Source organism: Robinsoniella sp. (assembly GCF_034124845.1).
The window spans coordinates 1-12,159 of record NZ_JAWYAJ010000151.1 but is presented as its reverse complement, the minus strand read 5'-3'; the positions used below and the strand labels follow the sequence as shown (position 1 = coordinate 12,159).

Genomic DNA, 12,159 nt, shown 5'->3' with positions numbered 1-12,159 from the left:
CGGAGTGCTTTTTGGCGGATACAATTCGACTGGCTCCCATCGGATTGTAAGCGGGTACTGAGCTGCGAAATGCATCAGGATTTCGGAGCGAATACCCGCGTGCCGCCAAAAAGTGCTCCGGGAAGGTTAGAAAATGCCAGTTCTGCGTTAAGCATTCCAAACCAATGTCCTGGTCCGCCCCCTTCTCTTTCCGTACACAACCTCTGTATACAAAGCGTATTTACTCAGCAAAACCCCAATATAATGAATTTAATAGAGCAATATAAAACGTTCGCTGTAGTACTAATATAAAGGAGGATTATCATGAATCATAAAATTTTGATCGTGGATGACGAAAAAGGGATCGTAACCATGATGAAGAATTACTTTGAACCAGGCGGATATCTGGTATATACCGCCTATGACGGGGAAGAAGCGCTTAAGAAGATATCCAGCCAGCCTGATATCATACTGCTGGATATCAACATGCCGGGGCTGGATGGACTGACCGTGTGCCAGCGCATCCGGGAACATATTACCTGTCCGATTTTATTTTTAACGGCGAGGGTCGAGAGCCGGGATAAGATTATGGGCTTTCGGGCTGGTGCGGATGACTACATTTTAAAGCCCTTTGATCTGGATGAACTGGGCGCAAGAGTTGCAGCCCATTTACGCAGGGAGCAGAGGAGGCAGGAACAGTCAACGGTTCGTTTTTTCACGGACTTAGTAATTGACTATTCCAAACGGGAGGTGACGGTAAACCAGAATGAGGTTTCCCTGTCAAAAAAAGAATTTGATATTGTGGAGCTTCTTTCCATGAATTCCGGGCAGGTGTTTGACCGGGAGCGTATCTATGAGCTGGTCTGGGGCGTGGAAGGAGAAGGCAATAGCGATACTATTATGGAGCATGTCAGAAAGATCCGTTCCAAACTGGGCGTCTATTCCCTTCATAATTATATTGATACAGTTTGGGGGATGGGCTATAAATGGAACGGATAAAACAGATGGGTTTAAAAAAAGCTTTCTTCTGCCTTACCTTATTTTATCTGTGCATTGCGCTGCTTCTCGGCGGAATTGCTTTCGCAGGCTGTATCGCTATGCGCAGGCAGGAAGGGAGCAGCATTGTAGCTCAGATGAATGATGGAACAGTTGATGTAAAAGTATCCGGGGAGTACCATGTGGAAGAACAGTCCGCTTTTCAGATATGGGATTTTCTTCAGATGTTCCTGCCGGTATTTTTTGTCATTGCTGCACTGGTTCTTGCAGATGTTACGTTTTACCGGGTAAAGCTAAAGGTGCCCATTAACAGGCTGCAGGAAGGTGCCGGGCGGATTATGCATAATGACCTGGATTTTCAGGTGCAGCAGACATCCGGAGATGAGCTGGGGCAGCTGTGTGCTGCTTTTGAATCCATGCGCATACAGTTGCAGAAAAATAACAGGGAGATGTGGATGCAGATGGAAGAACGCAGGCGTTTGAATGCTGCTTTTTCCCACGACCTGAGAAATCCGGTAACGGTACTAAAAGGATGTGCCAAGCTAATGCGCCGGGGAATCGAGCAAAAGAATATGGATCTGGAACATCTGGGGTCTACGGTGGGATTACTGGAAGAATACAGTGAACGCATCGAAATATATGTGGAGGCCATGAGTAAAGCCCAGAGATTGGAAGAGGTAGTCTGTAAGCCCATGCAAACAGATCTGGGACGTTTTATGGAGACGCTGGAAAAGGTACTTAAAATGCTGGTTCCCCATATTGGATTTCGGTATCTGAACAGGGAAGGGGAGCGGAATCAGGCTCTATGGCTGGATACCTCCCTGATTCAGGAAGTGGTGGAAAATCTGGTTTCCAATGCAAAGCGCTATGCCAGAGAAGATATCCTGGTGAAAGCCTGGAAAGAAGGCGGTTATCTATTTATTACGATTCAGGATGACGGAAGGGGTTTTCCGCAAAAAGTAATGGAAAAAGTGGGAAAGCCATTTTTGCGTGGGGAAGAAAACAGCGAAGAACATTTTGGCATGGGTCTCTATATCAGCAGGCTTTTATGTGAAAAACACGGAGGAGGGCTTACCCTGCATAACCTTTCTGGGAACAATGATCACGAACCGACAGGTGCACTGGCAGAGACTAAATTTAAAATTGCATGGAAACCTTGAGCAAATTTTGAGATTTGCCTGATACACTCTCCTTACAAAGAAAAGCAAAGGAGAGTGTTTTTATGTTAATAGAAGTAAAAGGATTATCGAAAATATATGGAGGCAGAGAGAATCAGGTTACAGCCTTAAACAAAGTTAATTTAAAGATCCGGGAGGGGGATTTCATATCCATTATGGGACCTTCCGGAAGCGGAAAAAGCACCTTGCTGCATATGCTTGGGGGACTGGATAAACCAAGTGAAGGAAGCGTATCCTATAACGGACAGGATATTTATCAGGCTGGGGATAAGGAATTATCTGCATTTCGCAGAAGGAAGATCGGATTCATATTCCAGCAGTTTAATCTGCTTCCGGTACTGACCGCCAGGGAAAATATCGAAATGCCGATGCTATTGGACAAAAAACATCTGGATCAGATTTATCTGGAAGAATTGACAAAACTCTTGGGCATTGGTGAGAGGCTGACCCATTTACCGGGAGAGCTGTCAGGAGGACAGCAGCAGAGAGTAGCCATAGCCAGGGCGCTGATTGCCAAACCGGATATCATTCTTGCAGATGAGCCTACCGGGAATCTGGACAGCAAGAGCGGAGGGGAAGTAATGGAGCTTCTTGCAGACATTTGGAGGGAGATGGGAAAAACTTTAATTATCATAACCCATGATATCCGAATTGCAAAAATGGCAGAGCGTCAGTGTAACATAGTTGACGGGGTGCTTACGGAGGTGGAAACCATATGAGATCCTATCATTCATTTTCATGGAAAGAAATAAAAGCACAAAAAGTTACCTCGGCACTGATTTTGATTGCAGTGATTCTGTCAACGATGATGACCACGGTTGTGGGGCAGTCCATCGGCATATTGCAGGCATTGCGGGAACAGCAGGCAAGTATGTTAAATGGAAAACGCTATGCTTCGTTTCATAACCTGTCTGAAAAAGACAAAATCGGAATGCTGGGAGAGGAGTCACTGTCCTTTGCAGGTGCCAATATTGCCCTGGGGGTAAGCCGGATTAAAAACAGCGGGTTAGATCTTCAGATCCGGGAGTATGACCAGAAAGACATAGGCGCTTATGCGGCAGCATTCAATCTGGAATCAGGAAAGCTGCCTCAACAGTCCGATGAAATAGCACTTCCATCCGATGTATTGAAACTTCTGGGAGCGGAGGGGAAATTAGGGGAAAAGATCACCCTGGATCTGCGGATTTCCCTGCTGCAGGACTCGGGTACCCCTTATGAATATCAAGCTGAATTTACCCTGTGCGGGATCTTAAAGCCAAATTACACCGGCTACGTCAGCGGAACCACTACAGGTGCAGTGGGGGCGGGTGCTGCAAAGAACCTTTTACCAGAGAAATATCAGCTGTATTCGGTTGATTTTATCACCGCATCCAGGCAGGATTTCCAGAAAGTCCTGGATGAATTGGCAGATAAGTATCAGATGGATGAAAAAATGATTCAATATAACTGGGTCTATCTGGACGCCCTGAATATCTCTTACCGGGAAACAGCTGATAATTCTCAGGAAACGGCTGGATTTTCTTTCATGGCTGCATCCGGAGTAATGGTTGGAGCGCTTGTACTATTGGCAGCAGGTCTTGTAATCTATAATATACTGAAAATATCCATTAATAAAAAGATTCGGGAATATGGTATATTGCGGGCAATTGGTGCAGTTCCGGGACAACTCTACAATCTGGTAGCAAGACAGCTGATACTGCTGTGCGGAATCGGAATCCCAATCGGTGCAGCTGCCGGTATTTTATCGGCAGGAGGTATAACAAAGGCTGCCACCAGCCTCTTTTCCCCTGGTATTTTTATGGCACAGAACCAGGAGGAGTTATCCGGTCTCATCGGGCAGAACAGCTCAGGCAAAATACTGCCGCTGTTGGTCAGTGTGATCATTACGCTGGCATTTGCCTGTATCGCAGCAATGCCGGCAGCCAGGTATGCAGCCAACGTTGCACCCACTTCAGCAATGGCGGGAAGCAGTTTGAAAGTAAAGAGAAAGAACAGAAGAAAACGTAAGATCCGAAGCTTTGAGGCTTTTTTTGCCAGACTGAATCTGAAAAGAAGCCCGGGACGATCAGCCATTACCATACTTTCACTGGTGATGAGTATTACGGTATTTGTAGCCCTCACCAGTTTCTCCACACTTTTGGATACATCCAGAGATGTCCAGGATATGCACCGGGGAGATTATGCAGTCCGCAATGAGAACACCGGATTTGCTCCCGAGGTAATAGAAGAGTTGAAAAAAAGACCGGAATTAGAATCGGTCTCCACTTTAAAGTATAGTCTTTATGAGCAAGAAGAAGATGGAACGCTGGATATTGCTCTAAACTTTCCGTTAAAACAAGCTTATGAGACACTGCAGATCATCGGTATTGATGAAGCGTGGCTCAAGAGCCTGGTTCCGCAGATTACGGATCAGCAGATGCAGGATTTCAAGGACGGCAAGTCCTGCCTGGTTAAAAACCCAATTGCAGTTGCTATGGAAGGAAAGACTTATGAAGGAACTGCCCTGAATTCCGGGGATCAGATTCAGATTGGGGACCACCCCCTTCAGGTGGCAGGAAACTGTGAGCAGATCACCATGTCTGGGGAAGGATTTACTAATGGGGTCCAGATTATTGTATTTGATAAGATCTATGATAAACTCACCGGAAATAGCAGCTATTCCGAGATCTATCCTAAGTTTCATAAGACAGCATGGGAAACAGATACAGACCAGATTATAGAAAAACTTTGTAATGAGAATCCAGGAAGTTATTCTGTCTCTTACCGGAAAACAGACCGGCAGCTGGAAGAGAGTTATGCCCAGGTAAAATGGCTGGCGTGGGGATTGATTTTCTTTATCGGGTTCATTGGACTTTTAAATATCATTAATACCACATACACCAGCATCCACACCAGGATTACGGAAATCGGCGTACAGCGTGCCATTGGCATGAGCAGACGCTCCCTTTATCAGACCTTTTTGTGGGAAGGAGGTTATTATGCGGTCATAGCATCTGTGATTGGTGCGGTGCTGGGGTATATCTGCACCATTTTTGTAAATGCAGCCACTACGGATATCTTACAGCTCACTGCAGTACCGGTTATGGCGATTCTGCAGGCAGCAGCAGTTTCCATAATTGCCTGTCTGGCTGCTGCCTGCATTCCCCTTAGTAAAATTGCTAAGATGAGTATCGTTGAGTCTATTGAAAGCGTGGAGTAAGCATGAGAACTTTTACTACTCGTTCTCCCGCAATCTTTCCACAATGGTCTGTCTGGCTGCTTTTTTGTAAGATAGCAGGGGAACCAGAATGCCAAATACCAGGAAAATTGGAAACACAATCAAGATTGGCAGCATAGTAAAGCGGTATTCGAAGAACCAGTAAATCTGTTCAATGGGACTTAATAGGAACCGGCTGGTGAAAATATTCAGTACGGATGCCGTTATGACTGCCAGAACCCCATAGAAGATACCTTCTAAAATAAGCATCTGCTTAAGCTGTCTGCCTGTCATGCCGATGCTCTGCATCATGGCAAGCTCCCGCTTTCTGGACATAATACTGGTTAATTCGGCATTGATAAAATTCAGGATACCAACGAGGGCTATAATTGCGCTGAGTCCGCCGCCCACCGTAATGATGGCGGTTTGGATCAGCGTATAGCTGTCCGAATAGCTATTCATTGATTTGAATGACATGTCAGGCTCAGCCTGCTCCGTGTAACTTTTTAAGAATGTTTCGATACTATCTGTGTGTGCTTCATCCGCATTTGCCATACAGATCATGGGCGTATATGCCGTATCCTGTTTTAAAATATCCTGATACAGGACAAACATGGGGGTTCCAAAAGTCAGGCTGGTCAAAGGCTCGGGAATCAGTACGCTGGCAGCTACGGTGTAAGTTACCTTGCGGCTGTCTGCGGGAATCATATTCCCATCATCATCCCAGGGGAAATCCTCATAATAATCGATAGTCATGGTATCGCCCACCTGGTAGATTTTATCGTCGATATTATAATTGCCGTAATCATCTTTAAGAATGACCTGAATGATAGAATGGGGATCTTTCCACTGGCTTCGGTCAATCGTTCCTTCTATAACTTTTAGGTAGCCGGCTGTAAAATCATCCACCCCATAAATCCGCAGACTGGAATCTATTTCTTCATCCGGAGGGATTTCTTCAGGTTCGGGGCTGAATTCCGGGGTATAGGGATAGCCTGCAGTTTTCTCAAAATCGGCGGCGGTCATCCTGGACGTTGCATATTTACTGTTCATTCCTACTTCCCCATAGCTTTCGATTCCATCCTGTCCAAGAAGAGCATCTTTTGCAGTCTGACTCAGGGCGGACTGGGAATTATAGGGATTAAACCTCATTTTAAAATAATCAGCATTGCCCAGTACAAAGTCGGAAAGGATAAACTGTTTTAAAAAACGATCCTTATTAAACCCTCTGGAAAAAGTATAAGTTGCATTTAAAAGGAGTAGGCTCAGTGTCAGGGATAATACCACCAGAACCGTTTTTTTCCGGTTTCGGTTCAGATTTGCGATTGACATGCGCAGCATTTTAGCTCCGGATTTGGATTTGCGCCTGGTTTTTGATTTTTTATTCCCTTCTGTATATTTGGTGGCTTCCACCGGGGTTACGGCTGCAGCCATCCGGCTGGGCTTACGGCAGGCAATCATGATTGTTAATATTGAAAACAGGGCAGAGCCAATGAAGATCAGTGGATTGGGGCTGATGTAGGTACTGGTGTTTAGCATATTCATAATCAGCCCGGACAGTCCGGTACCAACGATAAAGCCCAGGAGCAGCCCAAGTGGGATACCCACACAGGAGAGATAAAATGCCTGCATCCGTACAATACGCCGGATCTGTTTCTGGGTGGAGCCGATTGTTTTCAGCAGCCCGTAGAAACGGATATCGGTTGTAATGGAAATCTGAAAGATATTGTAAATAATCAAATACCCCGTCAAAAGGATGATAAATGCAGCAAGCGCCAAAATGGACAGATTGAGAATCACATCACTGTTAGAGAGACGGACAGATGTGTATGCCGTGCTTATTCCTGTCTCCAGATAATTGGAGGCTTTGGGGTCATCCAGCGTAAATCCATTGTCTTTTGCGACGGTTTCCAGATCCTTTTCAATATTTTTGCTGTCCGCAAACATTATGCTCAGATTCCAGGTGCCTGCTGATAAATTATGGGAAGATGCATCTGGGTACTCTTTGAGGGTTTTGTTAACATATTCTTGTGAAAGCCAGACCTGGGTATGCATAATGGATGTATCTTTTTCCCAGAATCCGCAAAGGGTAAAGGTATGGGTTACTTCGGTATCGCCCATAGGAAAAGTAAGGGTCACTTCTTCACCCAGCTTATGTTCTATGCCCAGGAAATCCAGCAGTGCAGTATCGGTAGCCAGTTCATTTTCTGACTCCGGCATATGTCCAACTTCCGGTTTGCTGAAAAATACTTCTGCAGCTGCATCATTTCCGTAACGAAGCTCTGCCTGGTAGGGGTACTTTTTATAGGCATCGGTACTCAGCCCGGATAGAATTCTGGTTATGGCAGCTTCTTTGATCAGCGGATGTGTCTTTAAGCGGTTTAACTGATCTTCTGTCAGGACTTTAAAACTGGCATGGGCCTTTCCGCCGGTAAGCCGCAGGCTTTGCATTTCGGTGGAAGCATTCATGGTGATACCAATAGTGAACAGAGCGCAAAAGAGCATCGTGGTCAGCATGATGGCAAACATTGCTATGAAATTCCTGGATTTATTTGATTGAAAGCTTTTCCAGGCGATTCGCTGAATTGCCTTTTTATTTTTAACTTTTAACATTTCGCTACCCCCTTACGATCTTCCCGTCTTCAATGTGTATGATACTGTCTGCCATCTGAGCAATTTCTTCATTGTGAGTGATCATAACAATCGTCTGGTTAAAACGGCTGCTGGTAATTTTTAAAAGTCCCAACACATCTGAGCTGGTTTTACTGTCCAGATTCCCGGTAGGTTCATCCGCAAGGATAATTGCCGGCTTGGATGCCAGTGCACGTGCAATTGCAACACGCTGCTGCTGTCCGCCGGACAGATTGTTAGGCAGATTATCCAGTTTGGATTTCAGTCCCAGCAGGGAAATAATTTTATCAATATATTCACTGTCCGGTTTTTTGCCGTCTAATTCAATGGGCAGTAAAATATTTTCAAGCACAGTCAGTACCGGAACCAGATTATAATTTTGAAATACAAAACCGATTTTCCTCCTGCGGAATATGGTGAGTTCTTCTTCTTTTAGTGCAAATATGTCTTTTCCATCCACCAGGACTTTCCCGCTGGTTGGGCGGTCAAGACCTCCAAGCATATGAAGAAGTGTAGATTTTCCACTGCCGGAAGTACCTACAATCGCGGTAAAAGAGGCATTTTCAATGGTAAGGTCAACACCGTCTAATGCCTTCACGGCTGTTTCACCGGTGCCATAAAATTTTTTTAACTGGGTAGTTTCTAATATATTCATTTTCAATCTCCTTTCTGATTGGGAGCAGAGCATATTTTGTATTTAAAAATAGCCTGCATATAAAGTTCTTATATACAGACTATATCATGAAGTTATTTCCACGTTCTTTCTGAAATATAACGGAATGGAAAGATTTCGTTTCTCAATCAATAAAGCGTCTTTCCGCAACAAAATGCTATTTCTTCCTGGCTGTTCCTCAAGAATTCCCACGGGGAAGAAAAATGGAAAATACCGAGCCACACTCCGGCTGGGATTTTACTTTCATATACCCCCCCTGAGCTGTAATAATCTCCCTGGAAAGATACAGTCCAAGTCCTATGCCTTCCTCATCAGAGACGGAAGGGGAGCGGTAGAATCTGGTAAAAATCTTATTGCGCTCCTCCTCTTTGATTCCCATACCATGATCAGTTACGTCAATGCGGTAGAATAATTCATAAGGCATTCCGCCAAGGACGATCGTATCGCCTTCTTTCGTATACTTTATGGCATTATTCACTAAATTATTGAGTGCTTCCAAAGTCCACTTCATATCAAATAATGCAGTATCTGTTTCATTTTCCAAGGTGACCTGAAGATGCAGGTGTTTTGCGGTAAGGGACTGGTCGGCTGAAAGCAATGCCTGTGAAAAAAGCATATTGACTGGGTTCCTGGCGGGCGTTACTGTAATAATTCCATTTTCCAGCCGGGAGGTTCGAATAAGGGCATTAATGAGAAAACGCAGCTTTTCAACCTGATAGTTAATCTGAGCGGAATATTCCCGGGCGTCATCATTCAGATCCAGTTCCTGAAGCAGCTGGGCATACAAAAGGATATTGGAAATCGGTGTTTTGGTCTGATGGGAGATATCGGAAATCAGGATATTGATGTTCTCTTTTTCTTTTTGCAGATTGCCGGAAGAAGTAAGGGTCTGGGTAAGAAAGGCATGCATTTTGACACTGAGTGCTGACATAACAGACTCATCATATACCTTTTCCACTAATTTCCCGCCTGCAGCTTCATCCACCATATCAGACACCTGATCTAACAGGCGTCTGGTCTGGATTCTGTTAATTATGACAAGGCAGACAGATAATGCTATAGAAGAAGCGGCGGTAATTATACAAATGATTATTAGATTATTCATTACATCCCTCCTGCCAGGTATAGCCTATCCCATAAACGGTCTTTATGTACCTGGGAGAAGCCGGGTTATCCTCCAGTTTGTCGCGAAGGCGCTTAATTGTGACGGAGAGTGCATTTTCATCCACATACTGAGCATCATCAGTCCAAACCTTATCTACAAGTTGTCCCCGGGACAGAGTAATGCCTTTATTTTCTGTAAGAATGCGCAGCAGACGCTGTTCCGTTTTACTCAGATCCATACGTTCCTGGTTTTTCTTAAACACCATATTTTCAAAATCAAAGAAAAGAATGCCTTCGGAAAAACAGGCAGTACGTTTGAGGGTATCCCGGGACTCCTTTGCACTGAGCCTGCGGATCTGAGTGTTTACTCTGGCACGAAGCACCATCAGGCTGAAAGGCTTTGTAATATAATCGTCCGCACCTGTTTCCAGACCGGTAACAATGTCCAGTTCAAGATCATTTGCAGTTAAAATCAGAACAGGGGTTTCGGAAATTTTTCGAATAGACCGTAAGAAATCAAGCCCGCTGCCATCCGGCAGATTCAGATCCAGAATGACAAGGGCGATGTTATGGGTTTTATATAGTTCGGAGGCACTCTGAATATCAAAGGCCTGGTAAAAAGTGAGTTCAGGATCACGCAGTGCCAGTGCGATTCCATTACTCAGTGATTTGTCATCTTCCACAATTAAAATAGAATACATATCCCGCTCCTGTTTACATCAATTCTTTCATAATAAATTCGTATACACTCTGGCATTTTTTCGGCCAGTTGTCACAGATGGCAATTGCCTGTTCTTTCAGCGGTACGGTCACGGTAATATCGATCAGATCAGAGTGGCGTTCTTTGACCTGGCAATGGGCTTCATATTCATTATTTGTATTTTTATAATAATCCGCTACAATCGATACTTCATTGCGCAATTCCATTTTATGCTTCTTTAAATAATCATCAATATCATCCTGAATAGGTTTTGAGATCTTGTATTCAAAATATTCCAGGGTTTCCCTTCCGGTATCGGTCAGATGGTACTGGGAAGTATTGCGGATGGTTTCCACATGAACCAGTCCGGAATCAACCAGTTCGGAGATAGCCTGCTGAAGCGTAAAATAAGTCGTATATTCCTTGTCCAGTATAAATTCAGAGATCTGGCTGTTGGACAGGGGGAAATTAACTTTTTTTAACATATCCAGAATAATTAATTTGTAAAGCGTTAACGGTTCTGACATAGATAACTCCTTCTTATATAGACTCCGGCAGATACAGGCGCCCCTGCCAGGTGTTTCTCGATTTTAATTCCTGATGGATGGTGTTGAGTACCGTTCGTTTTTTACTGCTCCAAAGGGGAGCCAGAAGCAGATCCTTGGGACCGTCCCCGGTGAGTCGGTGAATCGTGATCTTCGGGGAAAGGTGCTCCAGACACCGGATGATAAGATCGACATATTCTTCCATTGACATGACCGGACATCCGCCTGATTCATAAAGTCCGGCAAGCTCAGTTCCTTTTAGTATGTGAAGCAGGTGCAGTTTAATGCCCTGAATTTCGGCTTTATTTAAATAAGAAATCGTCTCCATTACCTGTTCGTTTCCCTCACCGGGAAGACCCAGAATCGTATGCACGATTACATCAATATGTAACTGGCGAAGCTTTGTAACGGCTGTATCAAAACAGGATAATTCATAGCCTCTGCGGATCAGCCTGGCAGTATCTGCATGAACAGTCTGTAATCCTAATTCTACCCAGACCGGCTTTATTTGATTCAGGCGTCCCAGAAGTTCCATAACATCGGCTCCCAGGCAGTCCGGTCGTGTGCCAATGGAGAGTGCGGCAATATCAGGATGTGTGATTGCTTCCGTAAAAATCCGTTCCAGGTAACTAACCGGTGCATAAGTATTGGTATAAGCCTGGAAATAAGCAATATAACGTTTGGCAGGTTTTTTATCCTGCAAAGCCTTTTTCTGCGATTCAATCTGTTCCCGGATGGAAAGCGTGCGGTCAGCTGCGAAATCTCCGGAACCACCGGCACTGCAGAAAATACAACCGCCGCTGCCAAGCGTTCCATCCCGGTTTGGACAAGTCATTCCTCCGTTTAAAGAGAGTTTATATATTTTTTCACCGAACTGTTCCCTCAAATGAAAATCAAGGGAACGATACGGTTTTTCACCCCATTTTTCCATGATTTATAATCCTTTAACGTGTTAAAATTCTTCTATTCCCTATCATAACATTGCGTGGTGGGGATTTCAAGGAAAATAAGAGTTTCCTCAATTCCCAATGTTCATGTTTGGAGCGTAGTCAGTTCATAACCTTTGGATGCATACAGCAGCTACACCCCGGAATTAGGACAATCTAGAGCGTGTTTTAAAATTGCTTTCTGGCAGCTGTGCGTCACACTTTGTGGGA

General features: G+C 44.6%; 11 protein-coding genes. 4 read left to right on the top strand and 7 right to left on the bottom strand.

What is annotated here, in order from left to right:
• Window positions 1-303 precede the first annotated feature (303 nt).
• The 4 genes from ACH2DQ_RS07235 to ACH2DQ_RS07220 all read left to right on the top strand — a co-directional run bounded on the left by ACH2DQ_RS07235 (window position 304) and on the right by ACH2DQ_RS07220 (window position 5,352).
• Window positions 304-978: a response regulator transcription factor gene (locus ACH2DQ_RS07235; protein ID WP_394915988.1), complete on the top strand. Its 675-nt coding sequence runs from the start codon at window positions 304-306 to the stop codon at window positions 976-978.
• Window positions 966-2,135, top strand: a complete 1,170-nt coding sequence (locus ACH2DQ_RS07230; protein ID WP_394915989.1) for an ATP-binding protein — start codon at window positions 966-968, stop codon at window positions 2,133-2,135. Before ACH2DQ_RS07235 ends, ACH2DQ_RS07230 begins: the two co-directional genes overlap by 13 nt.
• A gap of 62 nt (window positions 2,136-2,197) precedes the next feature.
• Window positions 2,198-2,872, top strand: coding sequence for an ABC transporter ATP-binding protein (locus ACH2DQ_RS07225; protein ID WP_394915990.1), 675 nt, complete (start codon window positions 2,198-2,200; stop codon window positions 2,870-2,872).
• Window positions 2,869-5,352, top strand: a complete 2,484-nt coding sequence (locus ACH2DQ_RS07220; protein ID WP_394915991.1) for an FtsX-like permease family protein — start codon at window positions 2,869-2,871, stop codon at window positions 5,350-5,352. The genes ACH2DQ_RS07225 and ACH2DQ_RS07220 overlap by 4 nt, the downstream gene beginning before the upstream one ends.
• 15 nt (window positions 5,353-5,367) lie before the next feature.
• Here the strand turns inward: ACH2DQ_RS07220 and ACH2DQ_RS07215 are convergent, their stop codons facing one another.
• The 7 genes from ACH2DQ_RS07215 to ACH2DQ_RS07185 all read right to left on the bottom strand — a co-directional run.
• Window positions 5,368-7,962, bottom strand: a complete 2,595-nt coding sequence (locus ACH2DQ_RS07215; protein ID WP_394915992.1) for an ABC transporter permease — start codon at window positions 7,960-7,962, stop codon at window positions 5,368-5,370.
• A gap of 4 nt (window positions 7,963-7,966) precedes the next feature.
• On the bottom strand, window positions 7,967-8,635 hold the full coding sequence (locus ACH2DQ_RS07210; RefSeq protein WP_394915993.1) for an ABC transporter ATP-binding protein: 669 nt from the start codon (window positions 8,633-8,635) through the stop codon (window positions 7,967-7,969).
• A gap of 196 nt (window positions 8,636-8,831) precedes the next feature.
• Entirely contained in the window at window positions 8,832-9,758 is a 927-nt protein-coding gene (locus ACH2DQ_RS07205) for a sensor histidine kinase (RefSeq protein ID WP_394915994.1), read from the bottom strand.
• The gene (locus tag ACH2DQ_RS07200) at window positions 9,751-10,458 is read right to left on the bottom strand and encodes a response regulator transcription factor (RefSeq protein WP_394915995.1); all 708 of its coding nucleotides are present in this window, start codon (window positions 10,456-10,458) and stop codon (window positions 9,751-9,753) included. The genes ACH2DQ_RS07205 and ACH2DQ_RS07200 overlap by 8 nt, the downstream gene beginning before the upstream one ends.
• Before the next feature lie 13 nt (window positions 10,459-10,471).
• Window positions 10,472-10,984 (bottom strand): DUF4364 family protein, encoded by a 513-nt coding sequence (locus ACH2DQ_RS07195; protein WP_394915996.1) that lies wholly within the window; start codon window positions 10,982-10,984, stop codon window positions 10,472-10,474.
• Window positions 10,985-10,997: 13 nt separating this feature from the next.
• A complete protein-coding gene (locus ACH2DQ_RS07190; protein WP_394915997.1) occupies window positions 10,998-11,933 on the bottom strand; it encodes a TIGR01212 family radical SAM protein in 936 nt (311 codons plus the stop codon).
• Window positions 11,934-12,095: 162 nt separating this feature from the next.
• A partial coding sequence (locus tag ACH2DQ_RS07185) for a DUF6783 domain-containing protein (protein WP_395026159.1) occupies window positions 12,096-12,159 on the bottom strand: 64 nt, incomplete at its 5' end.